General features: G+C 62.4%; 17 protein-coding genes. 7 read left to right on the forward strand and 10 right to left on the reverse strand.

What is annotated here, in order from left to right:
• Positions 1-202 precede the first annotated feature (202 nt).
• Positions 203-802, reverse strand: a complete 600-nt coding sequence (locus CUC44_RS04795; RefSeq protein WP_100858834.1) for a YhgN family NAAT transporter — start codon at positions 800-802, stop codon at positions 203-205.
• Between the two features lie 98 nt (positions 803-900).
• Positions 901-1,146, reverse strand: coding sequence for a YecH family metal-binding protein (locus CUC44_RS04800; protein ID WP_100858835.1), 246 nt, complete (start codon positions 1,144-1,146; stop codon positions 901-903).
• A gap of 208 nt (positions 1,147-1,354) precedes the next feature.
• Here CUC44_RS04800 and CUC44_RS04805 point away from each other — a divergent pair, with 208 nt between their 5' ends.
• The gene (locus CUC44_RS04805) at positions 1,355-2,635 is read left to right on the forward strand and encodes a dicarboxylate/amino acid:cation symporter (protein WP_167388777.1); all 1,281 of its coding nucleotides are present in this window, start codon (positions 1,355-1,357) and stop codon (positions 2,633-2,635) included.
• Between the two features lie 82 nt (positions 2,636-2,717).
• On the opposite strand, the gene CUC44_RS04810 is transcribed toward CUC44_RS04805, so the two are convergent.
• Positions 2,718-3,032, reverse strand: coding sequence for a putative signal transducing protein (locus tag CUC44_RS04810; protein WP_100858837.1), 315 nt, complete (start codon positions 3,030-3,032; stop codon positions 2,718-2,720).
• Between the two features lie 153 nt (positions 3,033-3,185).
• Positions 3,186-4,088 carry a LysR family transcriptional regulator gene (locus CUC44_RS04815; RefSeq protein WP_100858838.1) on the reverse strand — a complete coding sequence of 301 codons (903 nt, stop codon included), beginning with the start codon at positions 4,086-4,088 and terminating at the stop codon, positions 3,186-3,188.
• 99 nt (positions 4,089-4,187) lie between these two features.
• Here CUC44_RS04815 and CUC44_RS04820 point away from each other — a divergent pair, with 99 nt between their 5' ends.
• Both CUC44_RS04820 and CUC44_RS04825 read left to right on the forward strand, forming a co-directional pair.
• Positions 4,188-5,240 carry an HlyD family secretion protein gene (locus CUC44_RS04820; protein ID WP_100858839.1) on the forward strand — a complete coding sequence of 351 codons (1,053 nt, stop codon included), beginning with the start codon at positions 4,188-4,190 and terminating at the stop codon, positions 5,238-5,240.
• Positions 5,240-6,793, forward strand: coding sequence for a DHA2 family efflux MFS transporter permease subunit (locus CUC44_RS04825; RefSeq protein ID WP_100858840.1), 1,554 nt, complete (start codon positions 5,240-5,242; stop codon positions 6,791-6,793). The genes CUC44_RS04820 and CUC44_RS04825 overlap by 1 nt, the downstream gene beginning before the upstream one ends.
• A 65-nt stretch (positions 6,794-6,858) precedes the next feature.
• Here the strand turns inward: CUC44_RS04825 and CUC44_RS04830 are convergent, their stop codons facing one another.
• Positions 6,859-7,485, reverse strand: coding sequence for a lysoplasmalogenase (locus CUC44_RS04830; RefSeq protein ID WP_100858841.1), 627 nt, complete (start codon positions 7,483-7,485; stop codon positions 6,859-6,861).
• Positions 7,486-7,659: 174 nt separating this feature from the next.
• On the opposite strand from CUC44_RS04830, the gene CUC44_RS04835 reads away from it, so the two are divergent.
• Complete coding sequence (locus tag CUC44_RS04835) at positions 7,660-7,821, forward strand: hypothetical protein (protein WP_100858842.1); 162 nt, start codon at positions 7,660-7,662, stop codon at positions 7,819-7,821.
• 133 nt (positions 7,822-7,954) lie between these two features.
• Here the strand turns inward: CUC44_RS04835 and CUC44_RS04840 are convergent, their stop codons facing one another.
• From CUC44_RS04840 to CUC44_RS04860, 5 genes are all read right to left on the reverse strand, one after another.
• Positions 7,955-10,504, reverse strand: coding sequence for a TRAP transporter permease (locus tag CUC44_RS04840; RefSeq protein WP_100858843.1), 2,550 nt, complete (start codon positions 10,502-10,504; stop codon positions 7,955-7,957).
• Positions 10,505-10,608: 104 nt separating this feature from the next.
• The gene (locus CUC44_RS04845; protein ID WP_100858844.1) at positions 10,609-11,580 is read right to left on the reverse strand and encodes a TAXI family TRAP transporter solute-binding subunit; all 972 of its coding nucleotides are present in this window, start codon (positions 11,578-11,580) and stop codon (positions 10,609-10,611) included.
• A 799-nt stretch (positions 11,581-12,379) separates the two neighbouring features.
• On the reverse strand, positions 12,380-14,539 hold the full coding sequence (locus CUC44_RS04850; protein ID WP_167388778.1) for a S9 family peptidase: 2,160 nt from the start codon (positions 14,537-14,539) through the stop codon (positions 12,380-12,382).
• Positions 14,540-14,842: 303 nt separating this feature from the next.
• Entirely contained in the window at positions 14,843-15,274 is a 432-nt protein-coding gene (locus CUC44_RS04855; protein ID WP_100858845.1) for a DUF411 domain-containing protein, read from the reverse strand.
• A 48-nt stretch (positions 15,275-15,322) separates the two neighbouring features.
• On the reverse strand, positions 15,323-15,646 hold the full coding sequence (locus CUC44_RS04860; RefSeq protein ID WP_100858846.1) for a hypothetical protein: 324 nt from the start codon (positions 15,644-15,646) through the stop codon (positions 15,323-15,325).
• 262 nt (positions 15,647-15,908) lie between these two features.
• Here CUC44_RS04860 and kefF point away from each other — a divergent pair, with 262 nt between their 5' ends.
• The 3 genes from kefF to CUC44_RS04875 all read left to right on the forward strand — a co-directional run bounded on the left by kefF (position 15,909) and on the right by CUC44_RS04875 (position 18,815).
• Positions 15,909-16,508 (forward strand): glutathione-regulated potassium-efflux system oxidoreductase KefF, encoded by a 600-nt coding sequence (kefF, locus tag CUC44_RS04865; protein WP_157812743.1) that lies wholly within the window; start codon positions 15,909-15,911, stop codon positions 16,506-16,508.
• Between the two features lie 67 nt (positions 16,509-16,575).
• Positions 16,576-18,432 carry a monovalent cation:proton antiporter-2 (CPA2) family protein gene (locus CUC44_RS04870; RefSeq protein WP_100858848.1) on the forward strand — a complete coding sequence of 619 codons (1,857 nt, stop codon included), beginning with the start codon at positions 16,576-16,578 and terminating at the stop codon, positions 18,430-18,432.
• Positions 18,429-18,815: a SirB2 family protein gene (locus tag CUC44_RS04875; RefSeq protein WP_100858849.1), complete on the forward strand. Its 387-nt coding sequence runs from the start codon at positions 18,429-18,431 to the stop codon at positions 18,813-18,815. Before CUC44_RS04870 ends, CUC44_RS04875 begins: the two co-directional genes overlap by 4 nt.
• Positions 18,816-19,023: the final 208 nt, after the last annotated feature.

Below are 19,023 nucleotides of genomic sequence, written 5' to 3' on the forward strand. Positions count from 1 at the left end.
ACCCTGCTCACCCTCATCATGGGCAAGCTGGAAACCTCGGCAACCGAAGGATCCTGAGTATCGGCACTGACTGCGAGAAACCCTGCTCACCCTTATCATGAGCAAGGGCAGCCGAGCGCGGCTGACTGCCGGTACGCCGTATCACAGGCAAAGAAACGGGGCTCTGTGCAGCCCCGTTCATTCACGCAATCATGCTGACCGGTCAGCCCTTGCCGGTCACTTCCAGGTAGTGGTGTACTCCGTCCAGCAGCATCTGCACCGAGATCATCACCAGCAGCATGCCCATCAGCCGCTCCACGGCGGTGAGTCCTCGCTCACCCAGCAGCTTGTTGAACACCTCGTAGAACATCAGGATCACGGCGCTGGCACCCCAGGCCATCAAGAGGGCCAGAGACCAATCCGTCATCCGGGTCGGCTCCTGGTTCGCCAGCAGCAACAAGGAGGCCAGGATGGAGGGGCCCGCTATCATGGGGATGGCCATAGGCACCAGGAAGGGCTCCTCGCCGGCGGCCAGCCCGGTCACGCCACCGGGCGTCGGGAAGATCATCTTGATGGCGATGAGGAACAGGATAATGCCGCCGGCTATGCTCACCGCCTCCTGGCGCAGGTTGAGGAAGCTCAGGATCTGCTGACCGGCAAACAGGAAGCCCAGCATGATGGCCAGGGAGAAGAGCAACTCGCGGATCATCACCTTGCGTCGCCGTTTGGGATCGACATGACGCAAAATGGAGAGGAAGACCGGCAGGTTGCCCAGCGGATCCATGATCAGAAACAACATGACGGCAGCGGAGAAAGTATCCATACAACGCCCAGGCTAAGCCTTCAACAGGGGGAAAGAGGGCGAAATATAACAAAGGGAAGGGGTTAGCGCGAGCCACGGAAGATGGCTCGCCGTCGGCCTCAGCCGTGATTGCAGATCTTGTCGGCGCGAGTCTGGAAGCCGTGTTCCGATTCGATGAACTTGCCGCGCTTGGCCAGCAGTTCGATCAGGGCCTCTGCATCCATCTCGCTGGCACTGCAGGTGTGAAAGCGGGCCTCGCTGCCGAAGCGCTCGTCGATCGCCTGCTTGAGGCTGGCGCGGGTAAACTGGCCGCCCTGGGTCAGCATCATCTCCATCACTTCGTGACCATGTATCGATTGGGACATCTCAAACCTCGCTAATCATCATATGAGATGCCAATTAAAACCCCGATGCCGCCCCCCGATCTTGATATAAGCCAAGAAATTGCCGTTTTTAGCCCTAGCGGGCTGGTCGCGGGCGCCCCTTTGTCGATAATGTGGCAACCTGACCAAGGGATGGCTACACTAGCGCCCCTTTTTGCCATCGCAGACCGAAAATAAGGACATTGGCGTCATGTTGTTCCATGGATGGGCCTTCAAGCCCTGGCGGATCTGGACCCGCCGCCCGCTCTGGTTGAAGACCCTGCTCGGCATGCTGGCCGGGATCGGGCTAGGGCTCGGTGCCAGTGAGCAGGCACTCCTGCTCAAGCCCATTGGCGTCCTGTTCGTCAACACCATACAGATGCTGATGGTGCCTCTCATCTTCTGCTCCGTCATCGCCGGCCTCACCTCCTTGCTCAAGGGCAAGACCCTGGACAGGATCGGCGGCAAGGCCATCACCCTTTATCTGTTCTCCACCGCCATCGCCATCTGCATCGGCCTCATGATGGGCTGGCTGCTGGAGCCTGGCATGGGGGCCAACATGGGCCCCTATGAGCGCACCGGCATGATGGCGCAGCCGACCCTGGCCAGCGTGCTGAGCCATCTGGTGCCACGCAACCCCATTCAGGCCATGGTGGACGGCAAGATACTGCAGGTGATCGTGTTCGCGGTGGCGCTGGCCCTGGCCCTCAATGCCAGCGGTCGCCGCGGTCGCCCCGCCATCCTGTTCTTCACCTCCCTGGCGGAGGGCATGTTCAAGCTGACCCAGATGGTGATGATACTGGCCCCGTACGGCGTCTGCGCCCTGATGGCCTGGATGACCGGCAAGTACGGGCTGGATCTGCTGCTGCCCCTGCTCAAGGTGATCGGCGCCGTCTATCTCGGCTGCCTGCTGCACGTGCTCGGGGTCTACAGCAGCCTGCTGATCCTGCTGGCTCGCCTCAACCCGCTGCACTACTTCAGGAGCATACTGGATGCCCAGGCGGTGGCCTTCACCAGCAGCTCCAGCAGCAGCACCCTGCCCATCAGCCTGGCCTGCGCCGAGCGCCGGCTCGGGGTCTCCCCCGCCATCACCGCCAAGGTGCTGCCCATCGGCGCCACCATCAACATGGACGGTACGGCCCTCTATCAGGGGGTAACGGCCCTGTTCGTGGCCCAGGCCTTCGGGGTGGATCTGCACCTGGTGGATTACCTGACCATCATCAGTATCGCCACCCTGGCCAGTATCGGCACCGCCGGCACGCCGGGCACAGGGCTCATGCTGCTGACCCTGACGCTCACCGCTGTGGGTCTGCCGCTGGAAGGGGTGGCGCTCATCGCCGGCATCGATCGCCTGCTGGACATGGCCCGCACCACGGTCAACGTCTCGGGGGATATCCTGGTGTCCGTGCTGATTGCACGCAGTGAAGGGGAACTGGATCTGGCGACCTACCACGACGCCAACGCGGGCGAGGATATCGACTTCCTGCGCTGAGACCCGCAGCCCAGCTCAGTCATTTCCCTCCTGCTCCCGCCGATTGCACATCAGCGGGAGCCGGGCTGGGAGTGAATGAAGCCTAGTGATCGTGGGGATCGTGATGACAGCGCCAGCAGATATCGAAGTTGGCGCCGTTCTCCTCCCCGCACTGGCCGCAGAGCCAGCCATTGCCCTGGCGCTGCTGGTAGCGCTCTATGATACGCCCGGCCCGGCTGCGATCCTCCTCGCACACCAGCAGGGTGACCTGCAGCAGATCCACCGGCAACTCTCCCAGCGCCCCTGCCAGCCCCTCCCCGCTCAGCCGCACCCGCACCCCTTCGACTTCCAGCGCCCCCTTGAGGGCATATGCCTCCAGTGAATGGGAGGCCCGATACAAGTTAATCCACTGTTCCATGCCTTGTCCTCGACACGCCTTGCCGATGCCATCACAGGCACCGACGCCACCGCCTATCCCCAGCAAAGAGGAGCCAGATAGACATTAATCCACGGCGCCATGCCTTGTCCTCGACACGGCACACCCCGCGCCTTCACTCTTCCCGCACATAGTTCACAGCAAGTTGTCGATGCCGTAGTCCGGGCCATTGGCGACCAAAAAATCGATAAATACCCTCAGCTTTCGTGGCATCAGCCGCCGCTCAGGGAACAACAGGTAGATGGGCACCTTGGGCTGGCGCCACTCCGGCAGCAGGGCCACCAAGGAGCCATTGGCCAGCTCATCATGGCACAGCATGGCGGGCAGGGAGGCGAGCCCCAGCCCCGCCTTGGCCGCCTCCCTGGCACAGGTAATGTTGTTGACCTTGAACCTGGAAGGGGGATCCACCAGCACCTCGCGTCCATCCAGTTCAAAACACCAATGGGAGGCCAAAAAACCCGTACTGACGGCAACCCGTTCATATTTGACCAGCTCCTCCGGCCGGGTAATGGCCGGGTTGCGGGCCAGGTAGGCCGGGCTCGCGCAGAGCAGTCGCTCCGTGCTCCACAGCCGTCTTGCCGCCAGGTTGGAGTCATTCATATCGCCGATCCGCACTATGGCATCCAGCCCCTCGCTGATGGGATCCACGTTGCGATTGGTCAGCTCCAGATCTACCCGCAGCCCGGGATAGGCTTGCAGGAAGCGGGCCACCAGCCGACCGACCACCAGCTGCCCCGTCTCGATGGGGACCGCCAGCTTGAGGGTACCGGTCACCTCCTGCTGGCTGGCGCTCAGCATCAGTTCCGCCTGGGCCAGCTCCTCCACCGCCTTGCTGCAGCGCAGGTAGTACTGCTCCCCCGCCTCGGTCAGGGTGAGCTGACGGGTGGAGCGATAGAGCAGCCGCGCCCCGAGCCGCTGTTCCAGCTCGGCGATGCGCCGACTGACGGTCGCCTTGGTCATGCCCAGCTCCTGGGCCGCGGCGGTAAACGATCCCTTGTCGACGATGCGCACTAGAATCAAGGCAGCATTCAGGTCCATTGTCTCACCAGTGAAACTGTATATCTCATGAATGGATACTAATCGAAACAGTCAGCCGATGTTAGCCTGCCTCCCACAGTTCAGGAAAAACCAAATATCATGAGTCAACACAAGAAGATCCCCCTGCTGGTGGCGCTGCTGCTGGCCCTGCTCGGCGTGCTGTTTGCCGCTTACTGGTATCTGCACGGCCGTTACTTCGAGAGTACCGACAACGCCTATCTGCAGAGCGAGGTGACCGGTATCGGCTCCAAGTTGCCCGGTTACATCAGCGAGGTGCTGGTGACCGACAACCAGGAGGTGAAGGCGGGGCAGCTCATCGCCCGCCTTGACGACCGGGAATACAAGACCAAGGTGCTGGAGGCCGAGGCGGATCTTCGCCTCAATCAGGCCACCGCCGAGAACCTGGCCGCGACCCGTACCCAGCAGCTGAGCCAGATCCGCCAGGCCGAGGCCAAGGTCGCCTCCGCCAATGCCGAGCAGGTCAGGGCCCAGCAACAGGTGCGCCGCGTCAGCCAGCTCAATCAGCGCCACTACAGCTCCCAGGACAGTCTGGATGAGGTGCAGGCCGGTCTGCAGGTCAATCAGGCCCTGCTGCAGGAGGCCAAAGCCGCCCTGCAGGCCGCCCGCGAGCGCCTGCTGGTGCTGGATGCGGAGGCCAAGCAGAATCAGGCCAGACTGGCCCTGAGCGAGGCGCAACTCGAGCAGGCCAGGCTGGAGCTCGGCTACACCGAGCTGCGGGCACCGGCGGACGGCATCATAGGCAAGCGCAGCCTGCGGGAAGGGCTCTACGTGCAGTCCGGCATGCAGGTCGCGAGCCTGGTGCCGCTGCAGCAGGTCTGGGTCGAGGCGAACTTCAAGGAGACCCAGTTGCAGAAGATGCAACCGGGCCAGAAGGTGGAGGTGATCCTGGATGCCTATCCGGATCAACCGGTCGAAGGCATCATCGACAGCCTGGCACCCGCCACCGGTGCCAAGTTCGCCCTGCTGCCGCCGGAGAACGCCACCGGCAACTTCACCAAGATTGTGCAGCGGGTGCCGGTCAAGATCCGCATCCCGGAACCGGGATCCCTCGCGGGCAAGCTGAGACCGGGCCTCTCCACCGAGGTGATCGTCGACACCCGCAACCCTGACCCCATAGTCGCGGCCCACTGATGGAAGCCATTCCGCGTCGCAACTGGATCGCGGTCATGGGGGGCCTCATCGGCGCCTTCATGGCCATCCTCGACATCCAGATCACCAACGCCTCCCTGAAGGACATTCAGGGGGCCCTGTCGGCCACCCTGAGCGAGAGCTCCTGGATCTCCACCTCCTATCTGGTGGCAGAGATGATTGCCATCCCCCTCAGCGGCTGGCTCAGCCGGGGGCTGAGTGCCCGTCGCTACATGCTGTGGAGCACGGGCGCCTTCATCGTCGCCTCGGTGCTCTGCTCGTTCAGCTGGAATCTCACCAGCATGATCGTCTTCCGGGCCCTGCAGGGCTTCACCGGCGGCGCCCTGATCCCCATGGCCTTCTCCCTCATCATCAGCCTGCTGCCCCTGCACAAGCGGGCCACCGGCATGGCGCTGTTCGGTCTGTGTGCCACCTTCGCCCCCACCATAGGGCCGACCCTGGGGGGCTGGCTGACGGAGCAGTTCTCCTGGCACTACATCTTCTATCTGAACGTGCCCCCTGGACTGCTGGTGATGGCCATGCTGGCCCACGGTCTGGACAAGAAGCCCCTGGACTGGGAGGTGATCAAACGGGTGGATCTGGTCGGGATCCTCACCATGGCGGTGGGGTTGGGTCTGCTGGAGGTGGTGCTGGAAGAGGGCAACCGGGAGGACTGGTTCGGTTCCAGCTTCATAGTGCGGCTCACCGTCATCTCGGTAGTAGCGCTGATCTTCTTCGTCATCAGCCAGTTGCTGCGCCGCCACCCCCTGGTCAACCTGCGGCTGCTGCACAGCCCGCGCTTCGCCATGGCCTGCTTCGCCTACCTGGTGCTCGGCATGGGGCTGATGGGATCCATCTATGTGCTGCCCCTCTACATGACCCAGATCCATCACTACAACGCGCTGGAGATCGGTGAGGTGCTGATGTGGATGGGGCTACCCCAGCTGCTGGTGCTGCCCCTGGTGCCCAAGCTGGTGACCCGCATAGATCCACGCTACCTGGTGAGTTTTGGCTTCCTCATCTTCGGGATAAGCTGCTTCATGAACATGAACATGAGCGCCGACTACGCCGGGCCTCAGCTTATCCAGTCGCTGATCGTGCGGGCGCTGGGCCAGCCCTTCGTCATGGTGCCGCTCTCCCTGGTGGCCACCGCCAGCCTGACCCCGGAGGAGATCCCCTCCTCCTCCACCCTGCTCAACGTGCTGCGCAACCTCGGCGGCGCCTTCGGCATCGCCATGATTGCCACCATGCTGGACAACGACACCCGGGTGCAGTTCAGCAACATCAGCAGCACACTCGCCGCTAGCAGCATAGAAGGACAGAGTTATCTGCTGCAGCTGGCACAGAGCATGATGGCGCAAGGGGCAGGCCCGGAGCAGGCCCAGTTGCAGGCCCAGGCTATGCTGTCGAACACCATCAACCGGGAGGCCACCATCATGGCCTACAACCAGGTGTTCTTCGTGATGGGGGTCTTCCTGCTCATCGCCAGCGCCATGATGCTGCTGCTCAAGCAGCCGCCCCCCAAGGCGGCCGATGCCGAGCCACTGGAGGCATGACGCAGCAACGAAAAACGGGCCGACAGGCCCGTTTTTTTATGGTCGTGTCTCCCTCGGATGAGGACTCAGCCCGCCAGAGAGGCGGCGATCAGGAACTGGGCGGCGTAGTAGCTGCTCATGATCCAGGCCTTGGCATGGGGGAAGGGACGGCGGAATCTATCCAGCGCCAGCATGCTGTCGGAGAAGAGGAACATCAATGCCCCCACCAAAGCGGCGGCGCTGCCGGCGGTGAGGGAGGCGTGCCAGGCACCGGCCGCCACCCAGGCCATGGCGATAATCACCAGCATGTAGCAGAACACCGGGATCTTCATCTCCCCCAGCTTGCTCCACAGCATGCCGAACACCAGACCCGCCACCGCCAGCAGCAGCAGACCATCGATCAGCTTGAGCACCAGGGGCCCCTGGGCAAAACCCACTATGTAGCAGAGGTGCGCGACAAGAAATGCCGCCAGCCCCTGAATGAAGCGGTCCCGTGGCAGCATCAGCAGCACGTCGCCGGCCAGCGACAGGCAGAGGCCGAGCAGGATCCAGGCGTGGGAACCATTGTGGTCATCGCTCTGATAGCCGAACGCCAGCGCTATGATGAACACCATGGTCAGGGGCTTGCTGATGTAGAACTGGCGGGAGTCTGAGCCATAGGCTGCGCGGATGTGCCACCAGCCCGATGCGATGATCAAGAAACTCAATAACATGCCCTGCTCCTCATCGGTTGCTCGCGCTCAGATGGCAACCTCTTTAATGACTGCCAGATTAACAAATTCCCCCGACCAGTGGCAGGGGGTGAGCAGCAGATGAGCGGCCTACGCCTAAAGTCTAATTGCCCCACCCTCGCCGCTCGGGCATAAGGACAGGTCTGGAGGATCACCATGGAACAAGCAATGACCAACTATCTGCCCGCCATCGACATCATGATGTGTCATCTGGGGATCAGCTTCGAGCAAGCCTGTGAACAGCTGGGCCTGAGCCCGCTGGAACAGCAGAACCTGAGTCTGCTGCAAGCAGAACAGCAGCAGACCCAGTCAAACTAGCTCTCCCGGTCATGGCACTTGAATGCGCCATCTGGGGAAGTGCAGAACCTAGAGTTGCCATCACTGCCAGCAGCAGCCCAACCCAATATTGAAAACGGCGCCTTGAAGGCGCCGTTTTTATTGCGGGTAGCGATTAACGCCGGGCCCGGCGCCGTTGCAGCCAGACCACCAGTGCAAACAGCAGGAAGCCCGGGAGCCACATCAGCTCCTTGTGCCAGCGCTCGGTCGGCGCCTTGACGGAGAGGATCTGCTGATCGAACTCCATGCCGGCCGCCGCCGCCGGACTGCCGAAGGTGACGTTGTCGATCAGCGTCTTGCCATCCTGCTCATACAGGGCCAGCCCCAGGCTGGCGAGACGGGCCTCGCCATCCGCCCCGGCCGGCACCGCCAGCAGCACTGTGGATTGGCGCAGCTTACCCACCGCATCTTCTCCCTGAATGCGCAGTCGCAGCGTGCTGTCCGCTTCCACCTCGCCCAGGGTCCGGGCCAGCTCGGCCGGCGCCGTGTCGCGATAGGGATCATGCACCATGTCCATCCAGAAACCGGGACGGAACAGGGTGAAGGCCACCAGCAGCAGCAACAGGTTCTCGTACCAGCGGCTCCTGACCAGGAACCAGCCCTGGGTCGCTGCGGCGAAGATCAGCATGGCGATGGTCGCCACCGCGAAGATCAGCACGCCGTGGGCGAAGTCCACGTCGATCAGCAGCAGATCCGTGTTGAAGATGAACAGGAAGGGCAGCGCCGCGGTACGCAGGCTGTAGTAGAAGGCGGTGATCCCGGTCTTGATGGGATCCCCCTTGGAAACGGCCGCCGCCGCGAACGACGCCAGCCCCACCGGCGGGGTCACGTCCGCCATGATGCCGAAATAGAACACGAACAGGTGCACCGCCACCAGGGGCACGATCAGGCCATTCTGTTGACCCAAGGTCACTACGACCGGGGCCAGCAGGCTGGACACCACTATGTAGTTCGCCGTGGTCGGCAGGCCCATGCCGAGGATCAGGCTCAGCAGGGCGGTGAGCAGCAACATCAGCAGCAGGTTGCCCATGGAGAGCATCTCCACCAGATCCGCCAGCACCAGGCCGACCCCGGTCTGGGAGACGGCGCCGACGATAATGCCGGCGGTGGCGGTGGCGATGCCGATGCCTATCATGTTGCGCGCCCCCGCCACCAGCCCTTCCCTCAGGTCGATCAGACCATCGCGGGCCGTGCCATAGTCATGCTTGCCGTCGGTGCGCAGCCAGTTCAGCAGCGGCCGCTGGGTCAGCAATATGATGACCAGCATGACGGTGCCCCAGAAGGCGGACAGGCCCGGCGAGAGCCGCTCTACCATCAGACACCACACCAGCACTACCACTGGCAGCAGGAAGTGCAGGCCGGACAGCAGCACGGCGCGGGTGTTGGGCAGCTCGGTCAGCGGCTGATCCGGATCCTCGAGGGGCAGAGGCTCATGGCTGGCGGCTACCTTCAGCAACCCCAGATAGGTGGCGGCCAGCAGCAGGGCTATCCCCGGCAGGGCATAGTCACCGAGTGCCGGCTTGAGCCAACCCAGGCCATAGTAGACCGCCATGGAGAGGCCGCTGATGAGGGCAGCGCCGAAGGCGAAACCGGTCAGGCGGCGCAACCAGGGCTTGGGCTGGTGATTGCCGATGGGCTGCATGCCGAGCTTGAGTGCTTCGAGGTGCACTATGTAGAGCAGGGCTATGTAGGAGATGGTCGCCGGCAAGAAGGCGTGCTTGATGATCTCCACATAGGGAATGCCCACGTACTCCACCATCAGGAAGGCCGCGGCCCCCATCACGGGGGGCATGATCTGGCCGTTGACCGAGGAGGCCACCTCGACCGCCCCCGCCTTCTCCTTGGAGAAACCGACCCGCTTCATCATGGGGATGGTGAAGGTGCCCGTGGTGACCACATTGGCAATGGAGGAGCCGGAGATGACCCCGGTCAGGGCCGAGGCCACCACGGCCGCCTTGGCCGGGCCGCCGCGCAGGTGGCCGAGCAGACTGAAGGCGAGCTGGATGAAGTAGTGACCGGCACCGGCCCGCTCCAGCAGGGCGCCGAACAGCACGAACAGGAACACGAAACTGGTGGAGACCCCGAGGGCTATGCCGAACACCCCCTCTGTGGTGATCCACTGGTGGTTCGCCAGCGCCGTGAAGCTCACCCCGCGGTGGGCCAGCAAGCCGGGCATCCAGGGGCCGGCCAGGCTGTAGGCGAGGAATACGATGGCGATGACCGCCAGGGCCGGGCCCAGGGCGCGGCGAGTGGCCTCCAGCAGCAGCGGAATGCCGATGCAGGCGGTCACCAGATCGGCGGTGGTGAGGTTGCCGGGGCGCTGGGCCAGGGCCTCGTACATGACAAACAGATAGGAGGCGGCACCGGCGGCAATCAGGCCGAGGGCGATATCGCCGAGCGGGACCCTGTCCCGTGGCGAGCGGCGAAACGCCGGGAACACCAGATAGGCCAGCAGCAGGGCGAAGGTGAGGTGGATGGCGCGGGTCTCGGTGTCATTGAGCACGCCAAACCCCAGCATGAAGGGCAGCGGTGAGGCGATCCAGAGCTGGAACAGGGACCAGGCCAGCGCCAGCCCTGTGATGAGCCAGCCCATGAGGCCGAGGGGCAGCCGGGCGCCCACGTCCTGGGCGATCAGCTCCTCGGTGGAGAGTTCTTTATCTTGCATAGGATTTACTTCTGCCTACGAGTACAACAAGAACAACACCCGCTGCGACAGACGAGGCGGCAGGCGGGTGTTGAGTGGCGTCACAAGGGCCCGTGGGCCGTCAATCAGAGCCAGCCGCGCTCTTTGTAGTAGCGGGCAGCCCCTTCATGCAGAGGCGCGGAGAGACCCACCTTGATCATGTCGGCCTCTTTCAGATCGGCGAAGGCCGGGTGCAGGCGCTTGAAGCGGTCCAGGTTGTCGAATACCGACTTCACCAGCTGATAGACCACTTCCGGATCCGCCTTGGCACTGGTGGAGAGCACCGCCTTGCCACCGATGGACGGGGTCGGCTGATCGCTGCCCTTGTAGATGCCGCCCGGGATCTCGGCCTTGGTGTAGTAGCTCTTCTCCGCCAGCAGCTTGTCGATGTCAGCCCCGGTCACGGGCACCAGCACCGCATCCGTGGTGGTAGACGCTTCCTGGATGGCGCCGTTCGGGTGGCCGACGAAGTAGCTCATGGCATCTATGTTGTTGTCACCGAGCGCCGAGGCCTGCTCCGCCGGTTTCAGCTCGGAGACCAGCCCGAAGTCGCTCTTCTTCCAGCCCTTGACCGCCATGATCTCTTCCATGGTGTCGCGCTGGCCCGAGCCCGGGTTGCCGATGTTGACGCGCTTGCCTTTCAGATCGTCGAAGCCGGCTATCTTGGCGTCGCGGCGGGCGAGTATGGTGAACACCTCGCTCTGCAGGGAGAAGACGGCGCGCATGTCCTCCATGGCCCCTTCGGCCTGGAACGGCGGCAGCCCCTTCATCGCCTTGTACTGGTGGTCAGACTGCATGATGCCGAAGTTGAATTCGCCGCTGCGGATGCCGTTGACGTTGGCCACACCGCCGCCACTGGCCGGGGCGTTGCACTTGATCTGATGATCGGCGGCGCCGCGATTGAGGAAACGGCAGATAGACTGGCCTGCCACATAGTAGACACCGGTCTGACCGCCGGTACCTATGGTCACGAAGCGCTCCTGCGCCTGTACCTGGCCGCCAAACGAAACGCCTACCAGGGCTGCCGACAAGGCACACGCCAAGGATAATCCTTTCATGTTTTCCATCCTTTTCATTGATTTATCTCACCCGATTCCCGGGTGAATATGAGACAGGACCCACTCTGCGACGAGTCTGTCTATATGACCTCATATGAGGAAAGGGTCGGGCGCAACAGGCCTTCCCCAAAGCCACCATCATCCTGCGGTGAGATAATCAGCGTCATGCCGATCGGGGGCGATCTGACCACGAAAGGGCCGGATCAAAAGTGGTAACGACTCGATTAAGCACACGCCGCCAACATAAATCAAACAAAACGGCAAAATGCTGGATTTAAATAGCGAGAAGTTTGAAGCGGATCATCAATTTTCTGATCAGGAATTAATTGAACGGGTCAGCTGGCGGAGAGAGACAAGGGGAGGATAAGATTCTTTTGCAGCCCTTGTCTGACAAGGGTTAGAGTGGCAGTGGGTTGTGCTTTGAAACTCAAATAATACGAAATAAATAAAAACCAAAATGCTCTGCGGCAGCAGAACCTGATGCCGCCGTGACAAGGGTCGCCGGCGGTGATTAGGGCGAACCTTGTTAACAAGTGCGCAGCATGGCTGCCGGGCTTTGGGCGCCGGCAGGCAAGGCCGAGAGACAGGATTTCAGGATCGGGTCTGCACGGATGGCAAAAGGCCCGGCTCCCCATGGTCTTGGGTAACCGGGCCTTTGTCAGCCGAGATATGCCCTCAGCGGTTTATGCCTTGGGCTTGGCCAGATCCAGAATAAATGCGAACTCCAGGGCGATATCCTCATTGGCCTTGCAACCACCCGGACTTGCCAGCGGCAAGTCACAGGGCATCGGCAACGACCTTATACCTTCGGCTTGGCCAGATCCAGGATAAACGCGAACTCCAGCGCGATATCCTCATAGGCCTTGAAGCGGCCCGACTTGCCACCGTGACCTGCATCCATGTCGGTGCTCAGCAGCAGCAGGTTGTCGTCGGTCTTCAGCTCCCGCAGCTTGGCGACCCACTTGGCCGGCTCCCAGTACTGTACCTGGGAGTCGTGCAGCCCTGTGGTGACCAGCAGGTTCGGATAGGCCTGGGCCTTGACCTGGTCATAGGGGCTGTAGGCCAACATGTACTCGTAGAAGCGCTTCTGGTTCGGGTTGCCCCACTCGTCGTACTCGCCGGTGGTGAGGGGAATGGACTCGTCCAGCATGGTGGTCACCACGTCCACGAACGGCACCTGAGCGACTACGCCGTGATAGAGCTGGGGCGCCTGGTTGATGATGGCCCCCATCAGCAGGCCGCCGGCGCTGCCTCCCATGGCATAGACCTGATCCTTGGCGCCATAGCCCTGCGCCACCAGCGCCTCGGTCGCGTCGATGAAGTCGTGGAAGCTGTTCTGCTTCTTGAGCAGCTTGCCATCCTCATACCAGCCGCGGCCCAGCTCCTCGCCACCGCGGATGTGGGCGATGGCGTAGACAAAGCCGCGGTCCAGCAGGCTCAAACGGGCTGTGCTGAAGTCAGGATCCATGCTGGCGCCATAGGAGCCGTAGCCATAGACCAGCAGCGGGTTGTGGCCATCCTTCTTGAACAGATCCTTGCGATAGACCAGGGAGACGGGCACCTTGACGCCGTCGCGGGCATCGATCCAGAGCCGCTCGCTGGCATATTTCGCAGGCACGAAGCCCGCCACCGCCTGCTGCTTGAGCAGGGTGCGCTTGCCGCTGTCGAGGTTGAGCTCATAGGTGGACGAGGGGGTGGTCATGGAGGAGTAGCCGTAGCGCAGCTCGCTGGTGTCGGGCTCGGGGTTGTAGGCGAGCCAGGTGACATAGGCGGGATCGTCGAAGGCGATCTCTTTTTGCTCGCCGCTCTGCCAGTTGACCTGGCGCAGCCGGGTCAGCCCCTGGTTGCGCTCCTCCAGCACCAGCCAATCCTTGAACAGGGCATAGCTCTCCAGCAGCACGTCCGGGTTCGGGGCTATCACCGCCTTCCAGCGATCCACCGGACTCTCCTTGGTCTCGTACAGACCGAAGTTCTTGCCATCCTTGTTGGATCGCACGTAGAAGCGGCCGCGGTAGTGATCCAGGCTGTATTCGTGATCCGCCTGACGGGGCAGGAACAGGCGCGGCTTCTGGGCCGGGGTGTTGGCATCGATGAGGCGCGCCTCGCCACTGGTGGTGCTGGAGAGCGCGATGACGATGAAGTCTTCCGAGGTGGTGGCGTAAAGGCTGACGTAGAAACTGTCATCCTTCTCCTCGTAGACCAGCTGATCCTTGGCGGGATCGGAGCCCAGCTCGTGGCGATAGACCTGATAGGGCAGCAGGGTCTTGGGGTGCTTGCGCACGTAGAACACCGTCTTGCTGTCGTTGGCCCACACCAGGTTGCCGGAGGTGTTCTCCAGCTTGTCGCTGGCCCAGTTGCCGCTCTCGAGATCCAGGAACTGGATCTGGTACTGACGGCGGGAGAGGAAGTCTTCCGCCACCGCCAGCCAGCGGTTGTTGCGGCTCACCTCGAGTGCGCCGAGGGCGTAGAACTCGTGCCCCTCTGCGCGCTGGTTGCTGTCCAGCAGCAGGCTCGGCTCCTTCTCCTTGTCACCCACCTTAGTGCGGGAGTAGATGCCGTACTCCTTGCCCGGCTCATAGCGGGTCTGATAGCGGTAGCCGTTCTTCACATAGGGCACGGACTCGTCCTGCTGGGGAATGCGGGCCACCATCTCTTCATAGAGCTGCTCGCGCAGGGGCTGGGTCGGCTTGAGCATGGCCTCGGTGTAGGCATTCTCGGCTTTGAGATAATCCAGCACCTCGGGCTTTTGGCGATCGTCGTCCCGCAGCCAATAGTAGTTGTCGACCCGAACGTCCCCGTGTTTCTTCATGGAGTGGGGATGCTTGGCGGCCACGGGGGGGAGAAGGGGCGGCTGGATGGCGGTATCGGTTGTCGGCATGGCGGACTCTTCATTGGCATAGGTACAGGGGGCGGCGACCAGACAAGCCAGCAGCAGCAACCCTCGGGGAATGGTGAACATGTCGCATCCTTTCGCGGTAACAGGGTTGGCAGGCTCTGCGCCAGGCATGACGGTCAGCTGGCCTGTCGTCACCTCGGGTGACCTGGCGGCGCGACTGAGCATCCCCTGTGAGGATAAATTGGCGATCAATCTGCCCCTTGTCGCCCCGGGTTGCAAGTGATCCCCGGACATTCGACCCAAAACCACGAAAAAGGGCCACCATCTCGCGATGGTGGCCCTCTTCGTTCTGGCCATGAGCGGCACGGGTTCGCTCAGGTGTGCCTCACATGATTAGGAATAGTGCCGGCTCATGACCAGTGTTCGTCAGCCGGGGTAGCTCGACCAGACCTTGGTCGCGCCCTCCGCACTGATGCTCAGCACCTGATAGGGCTGGCCCGGGATGTCCATGCCGGGCGCACTCTGGGGCATGCCCGGAATGGTCAGGCCACGGATCGCCGGTTTCTCCTTAAGCATCTTCTGCACGTCGGCGGCGGGCACATGTCCCTCAACCACATAACCATCCACCACCCCGGTGTGGCAGGAGGCCAGCTGCGGGGTAATTCCATATTGCTGCTTGATGGGATCCAGCTGCTCGGTTTCCACGACCTTGACCTCAAAGCCGTTGTCTTCCATGTGCTTGACCCAGGTCTTGCAGCAGCCGCAATACTTGGATTTGTAGACGGTCATCTGCTCCGTTGCCAGGGCAGAAAAACTGACGGTACCGGCCAGCACGGCCAGTAACAGGGACTTGTACATAACTCACCTCGAATAAGAAGAAATGCCCAATACAGGGGAAAAATCGACTCAGCCTAAGTGACGAGGGGGACGCTCCAGCCGCGCCTTGGGAGCATCCGGCACATAGAGGGAGGGGGAGAGGAAATCTGGCGCATCGGGTTCGAGCACGGCGACCGTCAGGCTGCTGTCCATCAGCGCCGTCATGGCGAGGGCGGAGGTGAAGCTGCCGCAGGGCATGGCTTTCTCCAGGGTGCGCTCGCTCTGGCTGCAATGGGTGGTCAGGGTACAGAGGTCCGTCGCTGCCCGGCTGCCAAACGACATCAACACCAGCAGCAGACTCCACAGGGGGAGCCAGCAACGGGCGCGAGCGAGTTGGCGACGGGTCAGAACCATGACAGACCTCGGTTATCAAAGGAGGCCTATGGTAACCCCAGGCCCTGGGGGAGGGTCAAGCCTGCCGCCTGCGGGAGATCAAAAGAGGGTGAGATAAGCGGTGACGGTGGCTGTGACAGGGGGTGACAAGAGGCGCATCCTGCAGGGCTATTGTTTGGCGTCATTTGCCCCCACCACTGGCGGGCCAGGGCGCTTCTTGCTAACGTCGCAACTCGATGCATCTTATTTTTGCCGACGCGAGTCCCTCTCAGGTTATGACCCCATGAAACGCATTCTGGTTATCTTCTCACACCCGGCGCTGCAGAGCTCCAAGGCCAACAAGCAGCTGCTGCAGGCCCTCGACGGTCTGGAGGGCGTCACCCTGCACGACCTCTATCACCAGTACCCGGACATGTATATCGATGTGAAACGCGAGCAGGCGCTGCTGGCGGAGCACGATCTCATCGTCTTCCAGCACCCCTTCTACTGGTACTCCTGCCCGGCCATCATGAAGGAGTGGATGGATCTGGTGCTGGAGTACGGGTACGCCTACGGCCCCGAGGCCCACGCCCTGGCGGGCAAGCAGTGGCTCAGCGCCATCACCACCGGCGGTGCGCCCGAGTCTTATTGCAGCGCGGGTTACAACCAGCGCCCATTGCTCGACTTCCTGCTGCCCTTCCAGCAGACCGCCCAGCTGTGCGGCATGCACTGGCTGCCCCCCTTCGTGCTGCACTCCTTCCACAAGCTGAAGGATCCGGCGGCGCTGCGCCGCTGCGGCCAGGATTATCGCCAGCTGATCGAAGCCCTGCGCGATGAACAGCTGACCCAGGCCCAGCTCAGTGAGAGTGCTTATCTGCGTGACCTGCTGGAGGTGCTCTCATGACAACCAGGATATCTTTCCGGCTCACTCAGCCGACTCGGGTGAACCTGTTTAGGCGGAGGGCCAGCTAATGGGACATGGACTGCTGTTTGATGCCCTCATCTATCTGTCGGCGGCGGTGATCGCCGTGCCGCTGGCCAAGCGCTGGGGGCTGGGATCCGTGCTCGGTTACCTGCTGGCCGGCATCATCATAGGCCCCTTCCTGCTCGGCCTGGTGGGCGAGCAGAAGGATGTGATGCACTTCGCCGAGTTCGGTGTGGTGCTGATGCTGTTCCTGGTCGGCCTGGAGCTGCGCCCTGCCCTCTTGTGGCAACTGAAGGGCCCCATCCTCGGCACCGGTGGCCTGCAGGTGCTGCTCACCACGGCCGCCCTGACCGGGGTCGCCACTCTCATTGGCCTGCCCTGGCAACAGGGGCTCGCCATCGGCCTCATCCTGGCACTCTCCTCCACCGCCATCGTCTTGCAGAGCCTGCAGGAGCGCAAATTGATGCAGAGCGAGAGCGGGCGCTCCGCCTTCGCCGTGCTGCTGTTCCAGGACATAGCCGTGATCCCCATACTGGCGGTGCTGCCCCTGCTGGCCATAGCGCCCGTGGTCAGCAACGGCAACTCGGATCTGGCGGGCTGGCAACACGGCCTGCTGGTGGTGGCCGCCATCGCCGGCATAGTGCTCGGTGGTCATTACCTGATGCGGCCTGTGTTTCGCGCCATCGCCCAGTCCCACATGCGGGAGATCTTCGTCGCCGCCGCCCTGCTGCTGGTGATCGCCATCGCCGTGTTGATGGAATCTGTGGGCCTCTCCCCCGCCCTCGGCTCCTTCCTGGCCGGTGTGGTGCTGGCGGACAGCGAATATCGCCACGAGCTGGAGGCGGACATAGAGCCGTTCAAGGGGCTGCTGCTCGGTCTGTTCTTCATGTCGGTGGGTGCCGGCATCGACTTCAGCCTGTTTGCCCAGCATCCCCTGCTGATCCCAACCCTGGTGATCGGTCTGATGGTGCTGAAATGGCTGGTACTGATGGTGCTCGGTCTCATCCTGCGGGTCTCTCCCAGTCAGCGCTGGACCTTCGCCCTGGCGCTGGCCCAGGGGGGAGAGTTCGCCTTCGTGCTGTTCTCCTTCGCCGCCCAGAACAAGGTGCTGCCGGGCAGCACCATCTCCTTGCTGACCCTGGTGGTGGCCCTCTCCATGGCTCTCACCCCGCTGCTGCTGATCCTCAACGACAAGGTGATCCAGCCCTGGTTCGATTACCGCAACCGGGAGGATCTGCCCCTGCACGAGCAGCCCGAGCTGGTGGAACACCCTGTCATCATCGCCGGCTTCGGACGTTTTGGTCAGATAGTGGGTCGTCTGCTGCACGGCCACGGTATTGGCACGACCATCCTGGAGCAGGACGCCAGCCAGATAGAGATGCTGCGAAAGTACGGTTATCAGGTGTTTTATGGGGATGCCAGCCGACTCGATCTGCTGCACGCCGCCGGTGCCCACAAGGCCAAGCTGCTGGTGCTCTCCATCAATGACCCGGCCACCTCGCTCGAAGTGATTGAAATGGTGAAGAAACACTTCCCGCACCTTAAAATACTGGCGCGTGCCCAGGACAGGCCCACGGCTCACGAGATCCTGCGCCTCGGCGTCGACAGCGTGCACCGTGAGACCCTGGGTTCGGCGGTGGATCTCGGGGTCGAGGCCCTGACCCAGCTGGGTTTCAGGGCCAACCAGGCCTGGCGCGCCGGCCAGATGTTCAAGCAGTATGACAATCGACTGCTGCGCGAGCAGGTCAACTACCTGGACGACGAGCACACCTATATCAACAAGAGCCTGCAATACAGGGAGATCCTCTCCGATCTGCTGCAAGACGATCAGGAAGGACAGGAGCGTACCCACGCTCACAACTGGAACAGCGGTCTGCCCGACAACGACAAGGAAGCAATATGATTGCCTATTACCCCCTGCTCAAACACCTGCACATGACGCTGGCCCTGGTCAGCGTGCTGCTGTTCCTCTATCGCTGGCTGCTGGCCCTCGGCGGCAGCGCCCGGCTGCAGCAGAAGTGGCTCAAGATCCTGCCCCACCTCAACGACACCCTGCTGCTGGTGTTTGGCGTGCTGCTGGCGGTGGCCCTGCAGATGAGCCCGGGCCAGCAACCCTGGCTGATGGCCAAGCTGATTGCCCTGGTGGTCTATATCGGCCTCGGCGTCATGGCGCTCAAGCGCCCCACCCGCGGCCAGAAGCTGGTAGCCGGGGCCGCCGCCCTCGCCGTGTTTGGCTATATGGTCGGTGCCGCCATGACCAAGTCCCCCTGGTCCTGGCTCGTCTAACCCCTCTCTCTTGCCGGTGAGGGCCCAGCCCTCACCTCTTATCCCCCCACCCCCTTCTCTTCCCCCTCTTCTCTTCTTCCTCGTTGTCATTGATGGCGCCGCTTCTCACCCATTTTTTCCTGACCATGACAATCCCTCCTTCGAGTCCATGATTATTTTCAAGAAAAAAAGGCTTCAAATAACTCCTTATGAGGCGTATTTTATTATT

It is taken from the genome of Aeromonas lusitana, assembly GCF_002812985.1.
Taxonomy (GTDB): Bacteria; Pseudomonadota; Gammaproteobacteria; order Enterobacterales; family Aeromonadaceae; genus Aeromonas; species Aeromonas lusitana.

Bases quoted from the DNA above. Each gene is read 5' to 3' on its own strand.
- CUC44_RS04795 (WP_100858834.1), bottom strand. From the start codon at position 802: ATGGATACTTTCTCCGCTGCCGTCATGTTGTTTCTGATCATGGATCCG.
- CUC44_RS04800 (WP_100858835.1), bottom strand. From the start codon at position 1,146: ATGTCCCAATCGATACATGGTCACGAAGTGATGGAGATGATGCTGACC.
- CUC44_RS04805 (WP_167388777.1), top strand. From the start codon at position 1,355: ATGTTGTTCCATGGATGGGCCTTCAAGCCCTGGCGGATCTGGACCCGC.
- CUC44_RS04810 (WP_100858837.1), bottom strand. From the start codon at position 3,032: ATGGAACAGTGGATTAACTTGTATCGGGCCTCCCATTCACTGGAGGCA.
- CUC44_RS04815 (WP_100858838.1), bottom strand. From the start codon at position 4,088: ATGGACCTGAATGCTGCCTTGATTCTAGTGCGCATCGTCGACAAGGGA.
- CUC44_RS04820 (WP_100858839.1), top strand. From the start codon at position 4,188: ATGAGTCAACACAAGAAGATCCCCCTGCTGGTGGCGCTGCTGCTGGCC.
- CUC44_RS04825 (WP_100858840.1), top strand. From the start codon at position 5,240: ATGGAAGCCATTCCGCGTCGCAACTGGATCGCGGTCATGGGGGGCCTC.
- CUC44_RS04830 (WP_100858841.1), bottom strand. From the start codon at position 7,485: ATGTTATTGAGTTTCTTGATCATCGCATCGGGCTGGTGGCACATCCGC.
- CUC44_RS04835 (WP_100858842.1), top strand. From the start codon at position 7,660: ATGGAACAAGCAATGACCAACTATCTGCCCGCCATCGACATCATGATG.
- CUC44_RS04840 (WP_100858843.1), bottom strand. From the start codon at position 10,504: ATGCAAGATAAAGAACTCTCCACCGAGGAGCTGATCGCCCAGGACGTG.
- CUC44_RS04845 (WP_100858844.1), bottom strand. From the start codon at position 11,580: ATGAAAGGATTATCCTTGGCGTGTGCCTTGTCGGCAGCCCTGGTAGGC.
- CUC44_RS04850 (WP_167388778.1), bottom strand. From the start codon at position 14,539: ATGTTCACCATTCCCCGAGGGTTGCTGCTGCTGGCTTGTCTGGTCGCC.
- CUC44_RS04855 (WP_100858845.1), bottom strand. From the start codon at position 15,274: ATGTACAAGTCCCTGTTACTGGCCGTGCTGGCCGGTACCGTCAGTTTT.
- CUC44_RS04860 (WP_100858846.1), bottom strand. From the start codon at position 15,646: ATGGTTCTGACCCGTCGCCAACTCGCTCGCGCCCGTTGCTGGCTCCCC.
- kefF (WP_157812743.1), top strand. From the start codon at position 15,909: ATGAAACGCATTCTGGTTATCTTCTCACACCCGGCGCTGCAGAGCTCC.
- CUC44_RS04870 (WP_100858848.1), top strand. From the start codon at position 16,576: ATGGGACATGGACTGCTGTTTGATGCCCTCATCTATCTGTCGGCGGCG.
- CUC44_RS04875 (WP_100858849.1), top strand. From the start codon at position 18,429: ATGATTGCCTATTACCCCCTGCTCAAACACCTGCACATGACGCTGGCC.